Raw genomic sequence first — 22,801 nt, 5'->3', positions numbered from 1 at the left:
TCCTATTTTTTGATTGCTTTTCCGCATGCGGTGCATTTCGTGTTCTGGAAGAATTGCAGCTCTCCACAGCGTTTGTTGCCGCACTGTACCATCATTCCCGCGCCGCACTGTTCGCATCGCTCATCCACAAACGTCTGCTTGCCGCAGGCAGGGCAAGCCACGTATAACGGACGTCCACATCCGGCGCAGACTGACTGCCCCTTTGCAATGGGGCGCAGACAGGTGGGGCAGAGATACCCGAAAGGACTGTGGCTTCCGCATTTGGGACAGAATCGTGAATCGCGCTCAATAAATTCCCCGCAATGCACGCAGGGTTGTTTGTAGCTTGCCATTTCTGATCACTCCTGTCGCGCGCCGCATTCACCGCAGAAGCGCGTACCCGGTGCAAGCTCTGTCCCGCAGGAGGTACAGAAGGTTTTTGCAGGCGCCCCCAGTGCTGCTCCGCACTCCTGACAGAACTTAGTCCCCTCCGGGTTTTGATACCCGCAGCTTCCGCAGTGAGATTTTGCTTCCTCAGCAGCTTTAGCCGCTTCCTCTTTCTGTTTTTCCGCTCCCAGTGAATCCCGTGTTACTTCAGCAGCCGCAATGTTGCTTTGCAGCAGTTTAAGCTTATCGGATTGCGGCCATTCGTTTGGATTTCGTTCGTAAGCTTGTTTTCCGATTTCAGCATAGATTTCCTCTACCTGTCTCTTCAAATCAGCAAGCTCATTCTGGGCGTTGAATAGCTTTAAATCCAAATTTTCCTGCGGCATCAAACCGGATAATCCCTTCATCAGACCGCTAAGACCTCCAAAAAGATCGTTTGCCATATCTATTTCCTCCTTTATTCTTTTTGTGTGCGGAGCACACAGGATACACGCGATACGTCCTCATTGATCTCGGGTGTCCAGACCAATGAGTGCAGGGTATCAAAGATTGAAATAGGGCTAACCGTTAGGTGTGTCTTTTCACAAAGTCTTCTGCTGTTATAATAAGTACGAATAATGCGCGTCTTTAGAAGCGCGTCAGTCCTATCTTATGACCTTTTTTGAATTATACTTGAATAACTCTGAGTTAATGACTGATATATATATGTATGCGTATGACCTGTAATCTGCCGTCAAAAGCGGAGCATACCGGCAGACTAGAAAAAAGAGCTCATCTGTAAACACAAATGCGCTCTTTCTTTTTGTTAAAAATTACTCAGCAGGTTCATTCACCATGGCATTCAGGTTAACTTGTCTTAACGGCATAATTGTTGAAATCGCATGTTTATATACCATTTGTTGTTTGCCTTCATAATCCAAGACAACAGTGAAATTATCGAATCCCTTGACCAAACCTTTCAGCTGAAAACCATTAACCAAATAGATGGTTACGGGTATATTTTCTTTGCGAATTTGGTTTAAAAAAACATCCTGCAAGTTTATAGGTGATTTATTCATAATTTCCCTCCATCACCATTATTTCTTATTTTCTAATTCTACCCTAGTTTGATTCACTGTGCAAGTTAAGTGTATGACAGATATCAGCACAAATCGCGTTTATTGACCAATTTGTTATGTCGTACCACGTAATCCGAGGATCCCTCCTGAACCATGTTAATTGTCTTTTGGCAAAGTGTCGGGTATCCCTCTGCATGAGCCGCAACATTTCATTCTTGGTCACTAATCCCCTAAGGTAATCGATGACATGACGATAGCCGATGCTCTGAAGCGATTTTAGATTACGCGAATAACCCTCACTAAGCAAACCCATGGTCTCATCGATTATACCATAATTTAACATCTGTTGGCAACGTTGATTTATCCGTTCATAAATAATTTCCCGCGGTGCTGTAAGTCCTAGATAGAATATCGAAGCGTCCAGATCCGGATAGTCTTTTTCTTTATAGGAACGCTGCTCAGAGAGCGGTTTGCCAGTAAGTTCAAAGACCTCCAGTGCGCGTATAATACGTGCTGTGTCATTGTAATGCAGCTTGCCTGCCGAAACCGGGTCACAGGCTGCCAGTTCCTTATATAATTCGCAATTCCCATTGTTCTTTACAAATTCCAACCATTTGCTTTTGATTTGGTCGGAACCCTCTTCCGGAAAATCAAAACCGTCCAAGAGGGCACGAATATAGAGACCGGTTCCGCCGACGATAATTGGGACTTTCCCTTGAGCACGAATCGTTTCGATAAGCTCTTTGGCCTTGGCTTGAAACGTCGCTGCGGTAAAGGGTTCAGCAGGATCAAGCACGTCAATCAAGTGATGCGGAACGTCCTTTTTCTCTGCCTGCGTCGGTTTTGCCGAACCGATATCCAACTTTTTATAGACTTGAACAGAATCACCGGAAATAATTTCGCCATTGATGGTCAGTGCCAGTTCAACCCCCAGAGCACTTTTTCCGACGGCTGTCGGTCCAATGATAACGATTAGAGGCTGCATAAAGCGCCCTCCTTTATGGGGGATAAATCCAGTACGCCGTAAGTGACAGGACTGTATTTGCTCCTATCGACCACAGTGAAACCTAACCGCTCAAACTCCTTGCTTCCGCTACGTTCTTTTAAGATGACTCTTCTTCTCGCCACACGGCAAGCCTGCTTGATTACGCTTGATTCCAAAGCGTCCGGATTGGACCATTTCTTGATTGGCCGCATGGATGAGGACTCCTTTACCGTATGTCGAAACATCGGGTCAAAGTATATCACATCGACGGATTTGTCTGCAAATTCAGCAAGTACCTCTTCATATCTTCCGAAAATCGACTGAATGCATGAAGCTGCTTCGATCAATTCTGTCCAGGCTTGAATTTTTTCCGGATTCGCTAATTTTCCGGGACAGTGTTCCTGCAAACGGTCAAGGCCATCATTAACAAGAAAATAAATAAGCGGTGAGCTTTCGACAGCAACGACTTTACCCTGCCTGCCTACAGCAGTAGCTGCAATCAGCGAATCCGATGCCAGTCCCATGGTTGCGTCCAGAAATACATCCCCTTTTTTCAGTTTCACTGCCTCCAGAAAACGATCGGGGATACCCCGCTTGATATTGATCATACGGAGAAGCGCCATACTCGGATGAAAGAATAATTTTTCTCCGTCCTCTTCAAGATAAAGTTTTTTTTGAACATAGCGTAGAAGTGGCAACGTATTTCCCTCTTCATTAGCGCCCTGAGGAACCAGGCGGATACCCGGCAATTCAAAAAGCCCCTGAATCTGCTCTTCGATACCGCGGTCAGATTCCCTATAGGCAATGACAATCGATTCCTGTTTACTGTATCCCATGATGACTTCCTTTTGCTGAATATCGTATCCGATCAAGCCCTTATTCTCTGCCGAAACGCTGCGCAAGTTCTTTCATCGTGATTTCGATGATCGTCGGCCTGCCATGCGGACAAGAGTATGGATTTTCTGTTTTCCCCAGAGTCTGGATAATGTCATCCATTTCCTGGACGGCAAGTCGTTCTCTGCCTTTAACTGCCGAACGGCACGCCATCATATAGATCCATTCTTCCATCATTTTTTCTCGGGAAGGCGCATACGAAGTGTTCAAGGTCACATCCAGAAAATTCTTAAACACCTTGCCTGGCGAATCCAGTGTATTCAAAACCGGCACTCCCCTAAGAAAATATGTTCGATCCCCAAAGTGCTCAATGATAAATCCCATATCGCGTAAATCGTCAAAGTGAGCCAATAGAATCTGTTCTTCCTGAGCCGTCATTTCCATCGTCTCCGGGATAAGGAGCTGTTGACTTACTGATTCGCTTAGTTTAGCTGCCTTGAGCAGCTCCTCGTAGCGTATTCTTTCATGGGCTGCGTGTTGATCAATAATATAGAGTCTGATTCCGTCCGCAGCCAGGATATAGGTGTTGAATACCTGACCGATGGCGTATACATCGACAAATATGGACTGAACCGGCTGCCCAATGGACTTTGCAGCGGATTCAGAATTCGGAGTATCGCTCATTTCATTACCGGAAACGATGCGTGTCGCCGCTATTTCCTCTGGACGGATAAACCCATTATTGACATTTTCATTGTAATTATTATGTAAATAGGGCGCAAGGTTTTCATTATCTTGGGGCTGATAAAGTATTTTTGCCTGTTCCCACTGAGGTGCTTTGTTCATCCGGATCGTATCGCGTCCGTTTTCCGGACGATAACTAGGTGTTGATTCATGAATCAAAAGGGTGTCGTCTTTTCGTTTTTCCATAGTAAGTCGGCGCACCGGCATACACTCCAGAAGGGCTTTCCTGACGACATCCGCCAACTGACGGCTGAGTTCTTTCTCTGCTTTAAATTTAATTTCCAATTTAGCCGGGTGAACATTCACATCATATTCCAAAGGATCCATCGTCAGGGAAAGAATACTGACCGGATACATACCGGCAGGAATCAACGTATGGTAACCGTCCTTTACCGCTTGATTTAATAGCGGGGAGCGGATGACTCTGCCGTTGACAATAAAGGTCATACTGCTGCGGGAAGATCGGACGTTTTCGGGGCGGCTAACATATCCGGTAATCGTCCGGTTTTCACCGTAATCGGAGATGGCTACCATTTGGCGTGCGGTCTCATTGCCATTGACTGCGGCAATCGTATCCAAAAGATTCCCGTTGCCAGGTGTCTTCAGGATCAGATTTGTCGGATGACGCAGGGAAAAAGCCACATCGGGTCTTGACAATGCTAATCGACTTACCATATCGGATATCGAACCAAATTCCGTGGATGCGGAACGAAGGAACTTCTGTCTGGCCGGCGTATTGTAAAATAGCTCCTTCACGGTAACCATTGTTCCGTAGGGGCATCCCGTTTCTTTTAAGGAAATAAATGTCCCGCCTTCGACAGTCAGTTCTTGACCGGATACTGCATCCGGTGTGCGCGTGACGATGGTCAGCTTGGAGACCGAGGCTATGCTTGGCAATGCTTCTCCTCGAAACCCGAGGGTCTGCAAATGATCCAAATCCGTGATCGCAGTGATTTTGCTCGTAGCATGCGGCAGGACCGCCAGCCTCAGGTCCTCAGCAAGGATTCCCGCCCCGTCATCTTTAATTCGAATTAATGAAGTTCCTGAGCCTTCGACGGCGATTTCAATTTTACGGGCACCGGCATCCAGAGAATTTTCCACGAGTTCCTTAACAACGGAAAGAGGCCGTTCGACGACTTCTCCTGCGGCGATCTGGTTAATGCAATGCGCATCCAGAAGTTTAATTCTTGAAACCAAACGGACTCACTTCCTCCCCATTATGCCACATATGCACCTTATTCTTGAGCTGGTTTTGCATCATAATCATATTCTCGGATTTTATCAGGTTTTCGGCAAGGTCATACCCGGCCTGTTCACACTGGGGGCAGGCATCGAACGGGATGCGGATGAGTACCCCTTTTTGGAATGCAGATGGTTTTTGCGAGAAAATAAGGACAGTACCGCCGCAATGGCTGCATTGGCGGATATAATCCTTCCTGTGTTCGTTAAATCCGTCCGTATCGTAGTAAATACTTTTCTCATTATATACCCATTTCCCTTCCGGCAGAAAGGAATCATTGCGGTAATTCCAGGAAGGCGCGACTTTTTCTTGCTTTCTTCTCAGGTCATTGAGATAAGAAATAACCGCATCGCCATGCAGCGCCTTATCCTTCGGTCTTTGAGGTTCGATAACACCACTGTAATCCTCTCCTGACAAAGCCAAGAGTATCGCCATATTAATATAGGGCAGGGCTCCTTCAATAGAATAACCGCCTTCCAGAACAGCGAGATCCGGTTTGATCCGTTCCGTGATCTTTCCGTACCCGCGGGCAGTGACATTCATAGAAGCAAGTGGATCAGTAAAGTGGTTGTCCTGACCGGCAGAATTGATTATCATATCCGGTTTAAAGGCTTCTACTCTCGGCATGATCCAGTTTTCCAGAGCATAGAGGATACCTTCATCACCAGTCCCCGGAAGAAGAGGAATATTGAGGACTGAATCCCAGGCATTCGGACCGCCTTTTTCTTCGACAAACCCCGTTCCGGGGTAGAGTGTACGACCATCCTGGTGTAAGGAAATAAACAACACATTCGGATCATGATAGAAAATATCCTGTGTCCCGTCACCGTGGTGAACATCCGTGTCGACAACAGCAATGCGTTTAATGCCATAGGTTGCCCGCAAATAGTTGATGAGGATCGCTTCCGTGTTTAAGGTACAAAAGCCACGATTTCCCCAGACTGTTGCCCCGGCATGGTGTCCGGGCGGTCGAACCATGGCAAAGCCATTGGTGATCTCCTGATTCATTAATGCATTGCCTAATACCAGCGAACTTCCGACCGCGATGAGATGAGCATCCAATGAATGGTTCTTCGGACCAGGAAAAATAGCCTGAGTTCGCAGAACATTGCCGATATCGGCTACACTGGGCGAAAACTGTTTAATTTGGGGAAGATCCATGATTCCTTCTTCAAATATTTGTTCCTGGGTGTAGAGCAAGCGTTCTTCGCGTTCTGGATGAAGCTCCCCCAGTGACCAGTCAAAGGCCGGAAAGAAAATAACTCCTGTCTTGTTCATGCTTTGACCCTCCCGGTAACGCCTGGTGGAACATGCATCGCTCCGCGGATGATTTGGCCGACGGTATGGTAGTTTTCAACCAACGGAAAATAATCAAAAATATCCTTTTCCAGATCATCCCCATTGATTCCCAGGCTCGACGCATGGGACTGTACCAAATCGCGCAGAAAGTCTTCGACAACCCGTTGCGGTTTCTTCGGTCCTGACCAACATCCCTGCTCCCCCGTCTCTTCAATGCGATAGATCCGAAATTGGGTATCCAGATGCAGTGTCCAGGAAAATGTCGGTTTCGCCATCGCGGCCCCAATCGCATTGGATACTTCCGAATGTTCAACAAGGACCGTGTCCATGTTCATCCGCTTAGCTAACGTGCTTATTATTCCCGGTGCGCCGCCTCCGCTCAATTGGATAGATAACTTAAAATCCGCATGATGATGGAAAACTTCCCACACTTTGTATGCCGGTTCTGCTTTCCATTCTTCCAGCAGCTGTTCAATGGCCAGGGCGATTTTTTCGGTCATTATTTTCACGATGCGCTCTGCCAGGTCACGCGCATTTTTCTTATCGCGTTTATCTTCAGGCAGCAAGGTCATTAATCCTTGTTCCGCCTTGTTATAGTCTCCGTAATCGGACAGATTAAGATAGCGGATGGCGTCTGTTGGCGTGGGAACACTGCCTCCGATGCAGTAGGCAGGACCTAACCGGTGGTCCGCCAAGATAATTTCCCCTTCATTAACGATTACCGCGGAATCGCCGCCCACCGATAAGGAACGGACGGCCAGCGAGCGCACATTGGTCAGGAATGGCCCGATCTGTGCACCATGCGTACTGATTAGCGGTGATCCGGAGAGTACCAATCCAATGTCCGTGGTCGTCCCTCCGATATCCACAACGACGTAGGATTTCTCCAAGCTGCTTTGAGCCATTGCACCTAAAACACTGGCTGCCGGGCCGGAGTAAACCGATTCCACCGGTCGAATCTTATCAAGTGGCAGAACGCCGCCGTCGGCCTTCAATACACGAACCGGCGCTAAACACCCTCTGCTTGCAAGTGCCTGGTGAAGGTCATCTGCAAATCGAACAAATAATCCTTCCGCCGCCAGATTGAGGTACGTCGTCAGACTGCGGCGATAGAAATTGGTATGTCCGTATCGACTGCCCAACGCCATACGGATCCCCGGCACCTCGCTTTCCAGAAAAGCGGCCAGTTTCTCCTCAAAAAAACTATTCCGATGCGAAAATTTACTGACGATGGCTAACAACGGTTTCGTTGCTAACCGCTTTATTTCTTCTGCAAGAAGCTGCCACTCCGCCGGGTCAGGCTCTGTCACGATTCTGCCGCGATAATCCATTTCTCCTGCCAATGTCGTATAACTTACCGGCCAAGGTAAGGCGGTAAGCTTCATCCCGGAACCTGGAAAAAGGATCATACGGACTTCCGGCAGTGTCTTTTGCAGAATGGCATTCGTCACTAAGGTCGTGCTGACGGTAATATAATCGATTTCTGGAGAATCGGCGATCTGAAGATAATCCAATGCAGCAATAATCGTACTCAGGATATCCTCCTGATCGGTCGGGATCTTCCCCTTTTTATCAATAAAACCATCGCTGATCCGTACCGCATCCGTATATGTTCCACCGACATCAATGCCGATAAGACTTCCCATCGTGTCACTCCTTATGGTCTATTCATGATTCGTTATTGCTCTTTATGGTCTCTTCATGGTTTCTTTATGTAATTACCATATTTCATTACATTATAACATACTCCCCACCTTTGTTGACACAACGAAAAAAGAAGCCGAATACCCCGGCTTCTCGCTGCGTTATATCTAGTTTTATCTTAAACCTCGAAGTTATCTGTTCTTTTATCTCCAACGAAAAACAAAGCCACTGTCCCCGGACCTGTGTGTGAGCCGATAACCGTGCCCACACTGTTAATCAGAATCTTCCCTTTGAGATGAGGGAATGTCGTTTCCACCAAATCAGCCACTGCCTTGGCATCTTCAAAACATGCCGAGTTGGAGATAAAACATTTGCCGTTATAATTGATGCCGTCCTGAGCATGCGCTTTCATTTGTTCGACGATTCTTTCTATCACTTTCTTTTTATGGCGGATCTTCTCGCGGGGAATTAAATGTCCGGTGGTGTCCATATTTAAAAGCGGACAGATATGTAGGAGTTTTCCAAAAAAGCCTGCGGTTGGGGAGATTCTGCCGCCTTTAATATAAAAGGTCAAGTCGGTAGAGAAAAACCAATGATGAATATACAGTTTATTATTTTCTGCCCACTGATAGACATCTTCGAAAATTGCGCCGTCATCGCGCCTATCGGCCAGCATCGCCATCAGCAGACCATACCCGGAGGATGCGCCAAGGGAGTCCACTACCGCGATCTGTCTGTCGGGATATTTACTTAAAAGCTCCTGTCTCGCCACTAGCGCTGAATTGTATGTCCCAGAAATACCGGAAGATAAACTGACATGGATAATGTCTTTTCCGTCTTTCAGAAATGGTTCAAAAAAATCAATGAACTCCTGAATATTGACTTGGGATGTCGACGTTTCGGAACCGGCGCTCATTTTTTTGTAGAACTCGTCAAACGGTACGGATTTTCCAAGATCGTCCGGATATTGTATTCCATCTAAACTAAAGTGAAAACAGACATAGGGAATGGATCTTTCTTGAAAAAACGCTTCGGACATATCCGCTGTTGAGCAACAGGTTAATACATAAGAACTCATGGTGTCACTCTCCTTCTTGAACTTGGCCTATACTAATAATACTAAGAATGTGTTGCAATTGTCACTATTGATCATAAAACTAATCAGTCTACTTTACTTTTTTGTTGCAGTAGAGAAAAATCCTGGCAACTCTACTAGCGGTAGAGTCTTTTAATCCTATGCATTTTTCAAGTTGATTTTTTGCTTATCAATACACTATACTTTGAATAAGGTTAAATTTGGGGGAGATTTCAATTTTGAATGATTTAAAACCGGTTATTGCCAAAAATATCATTGATTTGCGCAAATCAGTGAATTGGACTCAAGCAGAGCTTGCCCAAAAATTAAACTATTCAGACAAAGCCGTTTCGAAATGGGAACGCGCGGAATCTATTCCCGATGTGATTGTTCTTAAAGAAATCGCTGATTTATTCCAAGTGACAATAGATTATCTGTTGGAGTCGGAACACACAATAAATAACGTTCCCGATACCCTGTCGCTGTACCGGAAACGTAATCGTCTTATTGTTACCATGCAGTCCGTCGCCCTTGTCTTTCTGATCGCGACGATCCTGTTTGTCATTCTGAATATTTTTTCCATCAACTGGGGTTTGCCATCGTGGATCGTGTATATTTACGCGCTGCCGGTTGCGTGTATTGTTTTACTAGTATTTAATTCCATTTGGGGAAAAGGAAAAATCAATTATGCCATCATCTCTTCACTGGTCTGGAGTGTTTTATTGGCTGTATATGTATCGTTTCTAGCCGAAGACATCTGGCTTATTTTCTTCATTGGCATCCCGGCGCAGGTTATCATCGTCTTGTGGTCCAATTTTAAACTTAAGGTAAAATAATCCTGCCTTATATCGTTTTTGTTGCTCTAATGCGCGCTATTAGATCATAGAGATAATCCATGGCTTGGCGCGGTGAGAGGTTGTCAAGATCTAGCTCTTCAATTTCTTTGAGCAGCGGATGTGATCCCTGCATCTCAAATAAAGAAGGCTGCAGCATGTTCGCGTTTACCGCCTTGACGATCTTACGCTGAGTCGGTGAGTTTTCCAGTTCACTGAGGATCATGGCTGCGCGTTTCAGTAAGTATACCGGTAATCCGGCAATCTTGGCAACATGCAAGCCATAGCTTCTGTCGGCTTTGCCCGGCAGGATCTTATGCAGAAAAACGACATCGTCCCCCTGCTCTTTGACCGCGACATGCAGATTAAATACTTCAGGATAGCGCTCTTCCAATTCCGTTAATTCATGATAATGGGTTGCAAATAGTGTTTTGGCCTTTAAATCCGGTGTTTCCACTATATATTCAGCAATAGCCCAAGCCAAGCTCAGTCCGTCAAAGGTCGCCGTCCCTCTGCCGACTTCATCAAGGATAACCAAACTGTTTGTGGTTGCGTGATCAAGGATGTGCGCCACTTCGTTCATTTCAACCATAAACGTGCTTTGGCCTCCCGCCAGATTATCCGCCGCACCGACCCGAGTGAATATGAAATCCACCACAGAGATCAGCGCTTTTTGGGCAGGAACAAATGAGCCGATTTGGGCCATCAGCACAATCAGCGCAACCTGACGCATATAGGTCGATTTCCCTGCCATGTTGGGCCCGGTAATCAACGCCAGGTGCTTGCTGCCTGACAGATAGGTATCATTGGGGACAAATATGTCACTGATCCTTTCTACCACAGGATGCCGGCCTTCGACAATATGGATGATTCCATCGGTTCGTATTTCCGGTTTACAGTAACTATATTGAACAGCGATTTCAGCCAACGCGGTAAAGACATCGATTTCTGCCAGGGATTGGGCGGCATTGACAATACCCAGGGAACAGGATAAAACGTTGTCCCGCAATTCATTAAACAGGGCAAGCTCCAGTTCGTTCAGCTTATCTTGTGCCGTTAGGACCTGGTGCTCATATTCTTTGAGCTCCGGGGTAATATATCTTTCAGCATTAGCCAGCGTCTGCTTGCGCTGGTAGTTATCTGGGATCAGATGGGCATTGGCGTTGGTAATCTCAATATAATAACCGAAGACCTTGTTAAATCCGATTTTAAGTGATCGGATTTTTGTACGTTCGCGTTCCTGGTTCTCCAGACGAGCAATCCATTCTTTCCCCCCCGAGGCGATACCTCGGAGCCTGTCAATTTCGGGAGAATATCCCGTCTGAATAATATTACCGTCTTTAAGGGTATACGGTGCTTCCGGATCAATAGCCGCAAGAAGTTTTTCGGCCAGTGCATCCAACCCCGTAAGCGGTTCCAAATACGTTTGCATTTTTTCTGAATGATTGTCGATAATCGCGGCTCGGACTTTCGGCAAACACGATAACGTACCGCCCAAGCCGAGTAAATCTTTCGGGTTAGCTTTGCCCAAAGATAATTTACCTAAGAGTCGTTCCAGGTCGTAGACCGCGGTCAGCGCTTTTTGCAGGTCTTTACGCAAAAAAGTATTCAGTGTCAACTCTTCAACCGAAGAAAGGCGCTGGTTGATTTTCTTTTGTTCCAGCAGCGGCTGTTGGATCCAATGGCGCAAGAGTCTGGCTCCAAACGCAGTTTTTGTTAAATTCAGCATAGCGAATAAGGTGCCTCTTTCATCCCCCGTCCTCAGGGATTCTACGAGTTCCAAATTCCTTCTGGTCCATTTGTCCAGAACCATGATCGAACTGTTCTGACTGACACTGATCCGCAGGATATGTTCCTGGCGGGAGTTCGGGATGTTCTCCCGGATATATTGCCAGAGACCGCTTGCTGCCTTGGCTGCAACCGGCATCTGTTGGATAAGCTCAGCTTGTTCCGGAAATTTGTCCATGAGCTCCGAAATTTTCAGAAAGCTGTTCTTGTCGACCGTACTCAGATAAAAATCTGCAAATAGCTTGGGCAACATGGCCAAGTCTTTCGGTAAAATTACCTCAGAAGGCGCTATCCGGTACAGCTCTGCCTGAATAGTCTGAATCGAAGGTGTCTGACAGACTTGAAAATCGCCTGTGGTAATATCGAGATAGGCTAATGCCCATTCTTTGTCCTTATAGACACAAGCCAGATAATTATTTCTGGATTCGGTACTGATCGTGTCCAATGTCCCCGGGGTCACGATTCGGACAATATCCCGCTTAACGATGCCTTTTACTGACTGGGGATCCTCCATTTGCTCGCAGATTGCGACTTTATATCCGGCAGATACCAGCTTCAACAAATAATTGTCCACGGCATGGTAAGGCACGCCGCACATGGCTATCTTTTCACCTTTACCGGCGTCCCGGGCTGTTAAAACGATCTCCAGGATGGGCGAAGCCAGTTCTGCATCACTGCCAAACATCTCATAGAAGTCTCCCAGCCTGAAAAAAAGTATGGCATCAGGTACCCTATTCTTTATTTCCTGATATTGCTGAAGCATTGGCGTATTCATTGTTGGCTATTTCCCCACTTCATCTTCGCTTTGATCTGGTTTACGCTTCGCCGAACAGAGTCCAGGAATTGGCCGAAGTAATCGTCACTGTCATCAGTTTTCCTATCAGATTTTCCTCACCTTTAAACACGACGATTTCGTTGCCGCGGGTTCGGCCTGTCAGGAATTCCGGATCGGATTTGCTGGGACCTTCCACCAGTATTTCATAACGCCCTTGGAGCATTTTTTGCCGCCATTCCAGGCTGCGGGTATTCTGCAGTCCCATAAGCTTTTGGAGTCGGCTCTTCTTGGTATCCAACGGCACCTGGTCCGGTAGTGTGGCGCCGACGGTGCCGGATCGTTTGGAAAACATAAACGTAAACGCCTGAGTATAGGGCACGCGTGCCACGATATCCAACGTTTGTTCAAAGTCTTCTTCAGTCTCACCGGGAAAACCGACAATGATATCGGTGGTCAGCCGTGCCTCCGGAATTTTTTCCCGGATACGATCAATCCGTTCCAGATAATACTCACGCGTATATCCCCTGTTCATCGTCTTGAGGATATTATTGCTTCCCGCCTGAAAGGGCAGATGGAAATGTTCGCAAATATGTTCGCCTTGGGCGACCGTGTCAATCAGCTTGTCGCTGAGATCTTTAGGATGTGATGTCATAAAACGAATGCGATAAAGACCGTCAATGCGATCAATCGCGGTCAGCAGATCGGAAAAGTCATACGCAAAACCATCTTTTTTACCGTAAGAGTTAACATTTTGGCCAAGCAGGGTGACATCGCGGCAGCCGTTCTCAACCAATACCTTAATCTCATCCAGGATGACATCCATCGGGCGGCTGCGTTCGCTGCCTCGGACATACGGTACAATGCAATACGCGCAGTAATTGTCGCAGCCATACATGATATTGACATTGGTCCTCATTTTTCCCTTTTCCGCCAGCGGAGCAACCTCGGTGGTCACGCAGGCTTCTTCGGATACCACTGCCGTCTTCCCGCCCTCGTCAACAAAATCCAATAATTTTTCAAATTGATGATGATCAAACGTGCCTGTCCATATATCAATATGCGGTGCTTTCTTCTGCAATTTCTCAACCAGCCCGGGCTGTTGGACCATGCAGCCGGCAACGGCGATTTTTAAAGACGGTTTTTTTTCCTTCAGCTTTTTTAACTGGCCGATTTTGCCCATAATTTTATTTTCTGCGCTTTCGCGGACACAACAGGTATTAATAATGATGAGATCCGCCAGTTCAGGCAGATCCGTCCGCACAAACCCCTTGCTTTCCGATATTGTGGTCAATGTCTCCGCATCGCGCTCGGACATCTGACATCCGTAAGTGATCGTACATACTTTTTTCGTGTTGTTGTTATTTTGCATTGATAAACCTGTCCTAATCATACATAGTTTTTGCTTACATTTTGGGAGTGGACTGGAAAAAGAGGGCAACCGTTCCGGGGCCGACATGACTACCAACAACGCAGCCTATATCGCTGATGATAATATCCGTGACTGGAACTGTTTGTCGAATCTCCTCAGCAAGAGCATTCGCTTCCTCAAGACAGTAGGAATGGGAGATGCCAATAACCTGGTTTTCCAGATCAACCGCTTCTTTCTCCATAATATCGATCAATTTCTTTAAGGCTGATTTTCGGGAGCGCACCTTCTGGAATACATCAATTTTACCCTCGCTGTTGATATGCAGGATCGGTTTGACATCCAAAAGTCCGGCAACAAAGCCGGCTGTTTTACTGAGTCTCCCGCCTTTAACTAAATATTCCAGGGTATCAATGGTAAAAGTATAGCGCATCTTATTGCGGATGTTCAGAATTTCTGCTTCGACATCCGTCCAATCGTCTTTTTCTTTGACGATATCAACAGCCAATATGGCCAGTAAACCAAATCCGAATGACGCCCCTAAGCTGTCGATGACATGAATCCTCTCGGGGGCACTGCACATCTCTCTGACCATAACCGCTGTCTGATAGGTGGAGCTTAAGCCGGAGGAAAGATGAATCGCTACAATATCCTTGCCGTCAGCCAAGACCTTCTCGTAAGTTTCTTTGAGAAGACTAATGTTTGGCTGTGAGGTCTTGGGCAGCTCTTTATAGTTTTTAAAATCGGCATAGAACTGTTCCGGAAATATGTCGATCCCTTCTGCATAGGTATTGCCATCGATATTTACCGGCATCGGTACAACGACGATTCCTAATTTCTCAGCAAGCTCCTTAGGGATATCTGAAGAACTGTCAACGACAATTTGAAAAGCCATACTCTCATCTCCATCCGGTTATTTCTTTTTAATTGTTATTTTTACTAATAAAATCATATTTGTCAAGGGCAGATACGCTTTAACCTTCTCACGCTATTTTAAAAAATACTTGCGTAAAAAAACTGCTGTGGATTGACTGCAGCACAGCAGTTTTTTTATATTTGTCTAAAAGCATATTGCTTAATTCTAATATACAATTATAATTATAATAAATTAAAATAATATATTACGTTTAGAGGAGTGGCAGCATGTTAAATTGGAAAGAAGCCTATGCCATCGGCGAAGAAACCATTGATCAGCAGCATCAACAGCTATTTGCGATTGGGAACAAAATTTATGATTTATTGGAGAATTACCTGTTGGCAGATAAGTATGACCGAATAGCCGCTATCATTGACGAGCTCAAAGACTATACGCGGTACCATTTCCAATGGGAAGAAGAATTTATGCTTAAAACAAAAAACCCGCTGTATTTAAGCCAAAAGGCGGAACACATGGAATTCATTGATAAGATTGATAGTGTTGATTTTGATAAAGTTGACGAAAACCAAGATCAGTTCATCCGCGAATTATTGGTCTTTGTATTTGACTGGATAGAGAGCCACATTTTGAAAAGTGATAAAAAAATCCTCGAAACTGGGACTGTATCTATTGAATAGAGGCCGGCGATACGGCAACAAAAAAGAACCGTACCACATCTTTCGCCCAGAAGGACGCTTTATAACTGAGGCGTCTCTTTTTGTGCTGGGGATTTGTAGACTTACACAGCATGATACATGTATCATGTCGCTCACCCGTTTTAGCAGCAAAAATAGTCCAGTGACTTTTTTTGGAGAGAAATTCTCGCTAATATGCCAAAACCTCTGGGCATTCTTAATGTTGTCGCTCCATGCCATCCATGGCACAGCGACAGTTGGCCGTCCATGGCCAGAAACCGTTGGCATATCTTAGTGCTGCGAATTTCTGCTTGCTCAACGCTGCTGGCACTTGACGTTCGCTCGAGCATCTGTGTAAGTCCGCCACCCCAGACAGTGCTCGATGGGAAAAACAATAAGGCCTACCCGGATCCCCAGCTGATGGGTGTAAAATAAACTGCCCCGTCCGCGGTTGAAATAATAAATGGCAAGTTTTTAAAGTAATTCTTAGTACATAAGGATCACCTTTTTCTGTTTATGAAGGTACTACTGTCGAATAACATTACTTTTCAAGTTGAAACTTCGCTTATATTAAGGATGATAAAGAACGAAGATGCCAAGAATGACAAGAGCTGTTTTCCTATGCAAATGGAAAAGATTGACCGATTGACAACAAAACATTAGAATAGAAATGGTGGTAAAAATTAGTATTACTACTATATTTCGGCGGAGATGATCAGTAAATGGGGATCTATGTCAGTATCGATGAAAATACAAATCGAGACTTCATCAATGCAGATAGACTGATCTAATTTTCAAACGCCGGTATGAGTGCAGATATTTAAAAAAGTCTCTGTCCATTCTTTACAGCATTCATTTGCCACGCATTTGCTTGAATCGGGTATCTATCTGCGCTATATCCAAGAACTGCTTGGGCATAGCAGTTCCAAAACAACTGAAATTTATACGATGTCTGCACCAAAGATCTCAGGAACATCCGAAGCCCGTTAGATAACTTCGGGGATATCAATGAGAACAGCTAAAGGAAATATCCCCGAACCATGTTCGTAAATACCACCAAAAAATAGAGAATAAACGAACCTGGTTCGGAAAAATAACGTTCTACGAAATGGGGGGCAAAAGGCGGCGCGTCCTGCGCCGGATTACAACGGAAGATTTTTTTATTCTTGATATTTTTACTTTTGTAATGAAAGGGACTAATTTAATGAAAGAATTTAAGTTTAAGAAAATTGATGCTTTTGCCACAATAAAATCAGATGGAAATCCAGCAGGATATATAAATCTGGATTCAAGAGAAAGCATCAATGAAAATGAAATGCAAAGGATAGCAAGAGAGTTGAAGGGATTTGTAAATGAGGTTGGATATATTTACAGGGAAAATGAAACAACCTTTTCTCTAAAATACTACTCTTCAGAGCGAGAGGTTGAATTTTGTGGGCATGCAACCATTGCTATAATGTACGATATTATAAAGAATACAGGGAGCTTAATAAATCAGAAAGAAATTAGTATTATAACAAATAAGGGACAGTTGGTAGTGGAAAACCAGATTTCAAGCAAGGATGCAGTTTTTATTATGGCTCCAAATCCAGACTTCAGAACATCAGTAATTCAAAAGGAAGAGATTGCAGCAGCAATGAATATTGGTATTTCTGATATAAGTGATAAATTTGAAATAAGTATTGTAAATGCAGGCTTAGAAACATTAATAATTCCAATTAATACGTTAAGCTCAATATTGAGGATTAATCCTGAACTTCATACTTTAAAGAATTTCTGCATCAAGAACGGTATTGATATTATTGAAGTTTTTTGTAATGAAACTTATGACACAAAATGTAATTTTAGGACACGGGTATTTGCACCTACATTTGGCTACTTGGAAGATCCTGCGACAGGTTCAGGTAACTCAGCATTTGGCTATTATCTTTTAAAGAATAGTTTATGGAATGGAGAATCTTTAATTATTGAGCAAAATGGAACAAAGGATAGATATAATATTGTACAACTAAAAACAAGACTTGATTTGAACGGGAGTAAACGAGTACTTTTCGGTGGTGGAGCGATCACACGGATTGATGGAAAATATATACTGACCTAACTTATGGACTAAATTGTTTAAGGCCGCAGCATCCGTGCTGCTCTTGCTTCGTGGGGCCCCCCACTTCGTAGAACAGAGTATTGCCGACACTTCTTAAAGATGAATGTGGTTGGGACGCGTCGGCAATACTCGAGACGTTATATGACAGACCGGGCTAATTCGCGACATCGTGTTGCGGTTAATTAAATAGACGAATTTAAGGATAGTTTTATTTGGTTGAAACAAACGCATTTTTGGGGGACACTTAATGAAAATTACGACGATTCAAAAGAATAATAAAGAGATTGCCGTTGTAAATAGTGATGAGATATTAATAACGGATGTTCAGTCAGCATTGGATCTCATGGCAACTGTAAGGTATGAGACAGGCTGTAATAATGTTATTTTGACTAAGGCAGCAATTAATGAAGACTTTTTTGATTTAAAGACAAAACTAGCGGGAGAAATATTGCAGAAGTTTATCAATTATCAAATGAAAATCGTAATCATAGGGGATTTCTCCGGATATACAAGTGGAAGTTTAAGGGATTTCATTTATGAATGTAATAAAGGCAGAGACATATTTTTCTTACCGGATGAAGAACAAGCTGTCGAGATTTTATCCAGAGGCTAAGTGGATTTAAATATTCAAGGAATCCAAACTCAAGTTTTCGTGTTTCCCGTAATGTAAACAAATTCGTTAGAGAGTATTGTTCAAGGGCTCGCCGTCCATGGCTCGCTCTGAATCTGGGGGCATGGTCCATCGCCTAACAGCGAATTGCCAAAATCTGAGAGAATATGAACGTAGTAACCAGACTTCGGCAATTCGCAAGACGTTCTACGACATATCGTGCAAAGGCCGCGCCGTCCTGGCGCGGACGAAAGGAATTTCTAGTATTCCTTCGTAGTAGTAGGATACAAGTAAGTATTCGTGAACTGGAGATCACTATTATGTCAGTTAATTCGATCTTGTATTGTAAATTTTTAAACCTAGATAAAACGATAATGGTTTTATTTGAATATGCATATATTACTAAGTCATTAATAGGCTAGGATTCGCGTTTTACTAGCCTATTAATGGTCATTGAATTCAGTTGCGATTATTGTGGATGCATGTTAATGCATAGGCTGATGTGGTTGTTGCGTAGCTTGAGGTCGTTGTGGCAATTGAGTTCTCCCTGGGATAAAAGGTTGCAAAGGCGGTGTTCCCACTGGTCTCTGTGCCGCCCTACGAAACGCTATATCACTTAAAAACTCCGTTATTGGTCTTGTTTCTTGGCGTACCGGTGTTCGAGCGCCGGGTACATGAAGAAAAATATCTGCTCCGAACTGCTCAAGACGCGCCCGTCCCATAGTTTGTGGATTTCCAAATCCTATTAAACTACCATCTCGCTGAGAACGAAAAATGCCTCCTGATGGGGTTATGCTATTTCTTGTTGCCATTTAAATGAAGACCTCCTTGATTCCATAATTCATACGGTAAAGTGTTCTATTGGCGAATATATTGTTCCCACGCCCTACGAGCGATATCGCCTGTTCTCGCCCTGTGTGCGGTAATATCCTGTTGTATTTCGAAAATTTTTGACTGCGTTTCTCGTAGTATTTTCCAACGTTCCTGTGCTTGCTTTTGTGCATCTTGAATTATTTGTTGCTGAATAGTCATTGGACTAATTCCAACCCCATGTGGAACACCTTGATGAGATTGGAAAATACCCCCTGATGGGGTCATCGAGTTTTTCGTTGCCATTGATTATTGACCTCCTAAAGACAATACTATATTTACAATATATGGTAAATGATAATTGTCCCGTGCCAGAGATTTGGAAGTGAGTGCCGTGAAGTTGAAAACTTTTATACTGCTATTACACTCAATGCGTATAGGATTAAACTCAAGGTTTCAGATTCTTCTTATTTTGCGCATTAGAGGCATTTCGGGTGAAATTCAAGGCAGCGCCGTCCATGGCGCTGCTGAGTTTGGGGGCACGATACGTCGTAGAACAGCGTATTCCCAAAATCTAAGAGAATATGAACGTAATAACCAGACTTCGGGAATTCACAGAACGTTCTACGACATATTGTGCAAAGGACGCGCCATCCTTGGCGCGGACGAAAGAACTTCGAGTATTTCTTCGCAGTAATATCATATCAAAATCAAACATAAAAGGAGCTACAGATATGACGGAATTCTGGGAATCAAGTTTTATAGAAAAGCAAACGATGTGGGGATTTGAACCTTCAGATTCCGCAATCTTGACAAAGGACTTTTTTGTGGAAATGAAAGTCAAGGACATATTGATACCGGGTATTGGATACGGCAGAAATGCTAAGATTTTTTGCGACAATGGAATTAAAGTAACAGGTATTGAGATTTCGCAAACAGCAATCGATTTGGCAAGACAGAATGGGCTTGATTTTACAATCTATCATGGTTCAGTAACTGACATGCCATTTGATAACAAACTTTATGACGGTATATTTTGTTATGGCCTTATTCATTTATTGAATAATCGCGAGAGAAGAAAGTTTGTTAAAGACTGCTATAATCAGTTAAAACCAAACGGCTATATGATTTTCACAACTGTTTCCAAGAAAGCTTCAATGTTTGGCAGAGGTAAACAGCTGAGTAGAGATCGATTTGAAACCATGAAGGGCGTAAGAATATTTTTTCATGATTCTGATTCAGTGAAAAAAGAATTTGAAAAATATGGATTAATAGAATTCTCGGAAATTGATGAACCCCATAAGAATATGAAAGATAAACCTCCAGAGAAATTTATTATTGTAAAATGCAAAAAAGAACGGTAAAGATAGTGAAATGCTCATTCATGTGAGACCTTTTGTGATCCAGGTGCTCGTTGGATGTTTAAGGCAGCGCCGTCCGTGGCGCTGCTGAGTCTGGGGCACGATACGTCGTAGGACAGCGAATTTGCAAAATCTGAGAGAATATGAATGTAATAACCAGACTTCGCAAATTCGCAGAACGTTATCTGCAACCCTAGCATTGGTTTTGATTTTGAATATTTGCAAGTGTCGGTTTTTTCAGGGTAAAGATTCTGGCATTCTTTGTTTTGAACAAGAGCATGACGAGTGTGACATACTCATATTGACGGCTTGTCCCAAAATCGACATCAATGTCGATTTTGAAGCTCTGATATTCATGAGTTCAACTTTTAATATCCAGGAAATATGCATGTGTCGGTTTATCTGGGATAATGAATGTGTCATTATTGATATTTTTAATTGTTTCATTTATCTGAGTTGATGATCCTTCACATTGAGTTTGATTACATTCCTTGGTATGTAGCAAAAAAAGACGCTGCCGCCTAACTATTTTTATAGTTTTGCGACAACGCCTGGACTTATAGTTCTCAATTCTGTTGTTTAGCACTGCATTACAAATAATGCAATGGGTTAACGGTACTGCCGTTAATGATGACTTCAAAGTGGAGGTGAGAGCCTGTGGATCTGCCGGTTGAACCGACATTGCCGATATGCTCACCATTGGAGACTTTTTCACCAACACTGACCAGTAATTTTGAAGAATGACCGTACCGCGTGGCTACGCCGTTACCGTGATCGATGACGATGCAATAACCATATCCACCATCCCAGCCTGCTTCAACTACTGTTCCCGCAGCGGCCGCATAATAGGGCTGTCCGGTATAGCCGTCAATATCGATTCCCGTATGAAATCCGCCCCAACGCGAACCGTAGTAGGATGTGATGGAACCGCTTAAAGGCCAATTTAAACCCGAGATGCTTCCTGAACCACGCGACGTGCTCACATAGATGACAGAACGCGTCGGTCCCTTGGCGATAACCTGATTAACAGGTTCACTGACAACTTTTTCACTCACGACCTGTTTTTCAGTCGTTTTTCCATTTTCCGCTACATACGTGTATGTAACAACCTTTTCTCCGTCTTTACCCGCCTGCTTGACTACGCTTTTTCCATAACCAAGTGACGAATCGGATTTGGTTATAACATCAAACGGAATGATTTCGTCAACGACTCTGGTTCCTTTACTTAGTACCGTGAGATAAGGCTTTGTTTGAACAAGTTTGATTTCCTGGCCGAGCTGAAGAACGGAATCCTCAGTAAGCCCTTTGTTGGCTGACAGAATCTCTTCAACATACATGTCGTTTTTACGGGCAATCAGCCATAATGAATCGTCCTGTTGAATTTTGTATGTGGTTTCGGCCACATCCCCTTTTTTCAGTAGCTCCAATGCCGCATCGACGGTTTTGACATCACTTGGATTGGCCTGGACTGCTACGCTCGTATAGGGTTCAACAATTTCAACGGATGCGATTTTATTCGTTTCTGACGGGTTTGTCAAAGAGTCCTCATACTTCTTAATTAACGTATTAACATCTTCTTCCTGGGCTAAAACAACAACCACCTTACCATTGATCTGGAGTCCGTATCCATTGACATACGGTGTTATTGCTTTGGCTAGAGTCTCTACTGACACTACCCCAGGAAAATCTGCATTCTTAAACCGAACATGTTTATATTCAATTGTATCGCTGGTCTGAGCCATAGTCCCTACCGTGTTGCCCTGCAAGGCAAGCACGTCTTGTACTAATTGCTTCGCTTCAGACTTATTTTCTGCGTAACCAACATTTTCGCCGTTAACAATGATGCCTACTGCCGGCGTCGTTAAGCTGAAATAAAACATTCCACTGAAAATTATCACCAAGGAGAGCACGCCGATGCTGATGGTCTTGGGCGATTTCCAGGAAATACTTCTTAACTTGACCGCCATCTTCGAATGTATCGCTTTGAAATCAATCTTATTTACTAGGTTTACCAATAGTTTTTTTGTCTTGTTGGTATTCTTAGCCAAAGCCTCTGCAGTATTCATTTTTTTAGCTGATCCAATTATGTTCTTTATTTGAGTTATTATTGTCTCCTTTCGAATCATTCTCGCCCCCTCTCATCCCTTTTTTCACACACCTAATACTATACCATTAATTTCAATGCAAGAAAATACAGTAATTTTCCAATTCCAACAGGGATTCGACATAATATACTTTCCCAATGCTATTCTAAAACAAGCTGAGCCTTTGAAACTCAAGGACAAAGCACACTAGTCCTAATTAATTATTTTAAATAACGTAAAATAAAATAATATTAAAAATGTCCTGTAATCAAACAGT

Annotated in this window: 21 protein-coding genes; 7 read left to right on the top strand and 14 right to left on the bottom strand. The window is 43.9% G+C overall.

From position 1 onward, the window contains the following. Nucleotides 1-2: 2 nt before the first annotated feature. The 9 genes from LPY66_RS10395 to LPY66_RS10355 all read right to left on the bottom strand — a co-directional run bounded on the left by LPY66_RS10395 (nucleotide 3) and on the right by LPY66_RS10355 (nucleotide 9,248). Nucleotides 3-332, bottom strand: coding sequence for a double zinc ribbon domain-containing protein (locus tag LPY66_RS10395; protein WP_337987991.1), 330 nt, complete (start codon nucleotides 330-332; stop codon nucleotides 3-5). Between the two features lie 6 nt (nucleotides 333-338). After that, nucleotides 339-809 carry a zinc ribbon domain-containing protein gene (locus LPY66_RS10390; RefSeq protein WP_337987990.1) on the bottom strand — a complete coding sequence of 157 codons (471 nt, stop codon included), beginning with the start codon at nucleotides 807-809 and terminating at the stop codon, nucleotides 339-341. Between the two features lie 369 nt (nucleotides 810-1,178). Next, nucleotides 1,179-1,424 carry an RNA chaperone Hfq gene (gene hfq, locus LPY66_RS10385; protein WP_337987989.1) on the bottom strand — a complete coding sequence of 82 codons (246 nt, stop codon included), beginning with the start codon at nucleotides 1,422-1,424 and terminating at the stop codon, nucleotides 1,179-1,181. A 43-nt stretch (nucleotides 1,425-1,467) separates the two neighbouring features. Continuing rightward, nucleotides 1,468-2,409: a tRNA (adenosine(37)-N6)-dimethylallyltransferase MiaA gene (miaA, locus tag LPY66_RS10380; protein ID WP_337987988.1), complete on the bottom strand. Its 942-nt coding sequence runs from the start codon at nucleotides 2,407-2,409 to the stop codon at nucleotides 1,468-1,470. After that, nucleotides 2,397-3,245, bottom strand: a complete 849-nt coding sequence (locus LPY66_RS10375) for a class I SAM-dependent methyltransferase (RefSeq protein WP_337987987.1) — start codon at nucleotides 3,243-3,245, stop codon at nucleotides 2,397-2,399. The genes miaA and LPY66_RS10375 overlap by 13 nt, the downstream gene beginning before the upstream one ends. 40 nt (nucleotides 3,246-3,285) lie before the next feature. Further along, nucleotides 3,286-5,184, bottom strand: coding sequence for a DNA mismatch repair endonuclease MutL (mutL, locus tag LPY66_RS10370; RefSeq protein ID WP_337987986.1), 1,899 nt, complete (start codon nucleotides 5,182-5,184; stop codon nucleotides 3,286-3,288). Continuing rightward, nucleotides 5,168-6,505: a histone deacetylase family protein gene (locus LPY66_RS10365; protein WP_337987985.1), complete on the bottom strand. Its 1,338-nt coding sequence runs from the start codon at nucleotides 6,503-6,505 to the stop codon at nucleotides 5,168-5,170. Before LPY66_RS10365 ends, mutL begins: the two co-directional genes overlap by 17 nt. Continuing rightward, nucleotides 6,502-8,172 (bottom strand): hydantoinase/oxoprolinase family protein, encoded by a 1,671-nt coding sequence (locus LPY66_RS10360; protein WP_337987984.1) that lies wholly within the window; start codon nucleotides 8,170-8,172, stop codon nucleotides 6,502-6,504. The genes LPY66_RS10365 and LPY66_RS10360 overlap by 4 nt, the downstream gene beginning before the upstream one ends. 176 nt (nucleotides 8,173-8,348) lie before the next feature. Next, nucleotides 8,349-9,248, bottom strand: coding sequence for a DegV family protein (locus LPY66_RS10355; RefSeq protein ID WP_337987983.1), 900 nt, complete (start codon nucleotides 9,246-9,248; stop codon nucleotides 8,349-8,351). 236 nt (nucleotides 9,249-9,484) lie between these two features. Here LPY66_RS10355 and LPY66_RS10350 point away from each other — a divergent pair, with 236 nt between their 5' ends. After that, entirely contained in the window at nucleotides 9,485-10,081 is a 597-nt protein-coding gene (locus tag LPY66_RS10350; RefSeq protein WP_337987982.1) for a helix-turn-helix domain-containing protein, read from the top strand. A 7-nt stretch (nucleotides 10,082-10,088) separates the two neighbouring features. Here LPY66_RS10350 and mutS read toward each other — a convergent pair whose 3' ends face one another. The 3 genes from mutS to LPY66_RS10335 are packed head-to-tail and all read right to left on the bottom strand — an operon-like array spanning nucleotide 10,089 to nucleotide 14,902. After that, entirely contained in the window at nucleotides 10,089-12,641 is a 2,553-nt protein-coding gene (mutS, locus tag LPY66_RS10345; RefSeq protein ID WP_337987981.1) for a DNA mismatch repair protein MutS, read from the bottom strand. Nucleotides 12,642-12,681: 40 nt separating this feature from the next. Next, nucleotides 12,682-14,010: a tRNA (N6-isopentenyl adenosine(37)-C2)-methylthiotransferase MiaB gene (gene miaB, locus LPY66_RS10340; RefSeq protein WP_337987980.1), complete on the bottom strand. Its 1,329-nt coding sequence runs from the start codon at nucleotides 14,008-14,010 to the stop codon at nucleotides 12,682-12,684. Between the two features lie 34 nt (nucleotides 14,011-14,044). Continuing rightward, the gene (locus LPY66_RS10335) at nucleotides 14,045-14,902 is read right to left on the bottom strand and encodes a DegV family protein (protein WP_337987979.1); all 858 of its coding nucleotides are present in this window, start codon (nucleotides 14,900-14,902) and stop codon (nucleotides 14,045-14,047) included. A gap of 248 nt (nucleotides 14,903-15,150) precedes the next feature. Between LPY66_RS10335 and LPY66_RS10330 the strand changes: the two genes are divergently transcribed. The 5 genes from LPY66_RS10330 to LPY66_RS10310 all read left to right on the top strand — a co-directional run bounded on the left by LPY66_RS10330 (nucleotide 15,151) and on the right by LPY66_RS10310 (nucleotide 18,272). Next, entirely contained in the window at nucleotides 15,151-15,561 is a 411-nt protein-coding gene (locus LPY66_RS10330) for a bacteriohemerythrin (RefSeq protein WP_337987978.1), read from the top strand. A gap of 192 nt (nucleotides 15,562-15,753) precedes the next feature. Further along, the gene (locus LPY66_RS10325; RefSeq protein ID WP_337987977.1) at nucleotides 15,754-15,993 is read left to right on the top strand and encodes a hypothetical protein; all 240 of its coding nucleotides are present in this window, start codon (nucleotides 15,754-15,756) and stop codon (nucleotides 15,991-15,993) included. 375 nt (nucleotides 15,994-16,368) lie between these two features. Continuing rightward, nucleotides 16,369-16,548 carry a tyrosine-type recombinase/integrase gene (locus LPY66_RS10320; protein ID WP_337987976.1) on the top strand — a complete coding sequence of 60 codons (180 nt, stop codon included), beginning with the start codon at nucleotides 16,369-16,371 and terminating at the stop codon, nucleotides 16,546-16,548. 196 nt (nucleotides 16,549-16,744) lie between these two features. Beyond that, the gene (locus LPY66_RS10315; protein WP_337987975.1) at nucleotides 16,745-17,659 is read left to right on the top strand and encodes a PhzF family phenazine biosynthesis protein; all 915 of its coding nucleotides are present in this window, start codon (nucleotides 16,745-16,747) and stop codon (nucleotides 17,657-17,659) included. 247 nt (nucleotides 17,660-17,906) lie between these two features. Then, nucleotides 17,907-18,272 carry a DUF4180 domain-containing protein gene (locus tag LPY66_RS10310; RefSeq protein WP_337987974.1) on the top strand — a complete coding sequence of 122 codons (366 nt, stop codon included), beginning with the start codon at nucleotides 17,907-17,909 and terminating at the stop codon, nucleotides 18,270-18,272. Nucleotides 18,273-19,127: 855 nt separating this feature from the next. On the opposite strand, the gene LPY66_RS10305 is transcribed toward LPY66_RS10310, so the two are convergent. Next, the gene (locus LPY66_RS10305) at nucleotides 19,128-19,385 is read right to left on the bottom strand and encodes a hypothetical protein (RefSeq protein WP_337987973.1); all 258 of its coding nucleotides are present in this window, start codon (nucleotides 19,383-19,385) and stop codon (nucleotides 19,128-19,130) included. A 428-nt stretch (nucleotides 19,386-19,813) separates the two neighbouring features. Here LPY66_RS10305 and LPY66_RS10300 point away from each other — a divergent pair, with 428 nt between their 5' ends. Then, nucleotides 19,814-20,443 (top strand): class I SAM-dependent methyltransferase, encoded by a 630-nt coding sequence (locus LPY66_RS10300; RefSeq protein WP_337987972.1) that lies wholly within the window; start codon nucleotides 19,814-19,816, stop codon nucleotides 20,441-20,443. A 587-nt stretch (nucleotides 20,444-21,030) separates the two neighbouring features. Here LPY66_RS10300 and LPY66_RS10295 read toward each other — a convergent pair. Further along, nucleotides 21,031-22,566, bottom strand: coding sequence for a peptidoglycan DD-metalloendopeptidase family protein (locus LPY66_RS10295; protein ID WP_337987971.1), 1,536 nt, complete (start codon nucleotides 22,564-22,566; stop codon nucleotides 21,031-21,033). Between the last annotated feature and the right edge of the window lie 235 nt (nucleotides 22,567-22,801).

It is taken from the genome of Dehalobacter sp. DCM (genome assembly GCF_024972775.1).
In the GTDB taxonomy this organism is placed as follows: domain Bacteria; phylum Bacillota; class Desulfitobacteriia; order Desulfitobacteriales; family Syntrophobotulaceae; genus Dehalobacter.
Note: the sequence above shows the minus strand (reverse complement) of the source record. Positions and strands in the feature narration are given on the sequence as shown.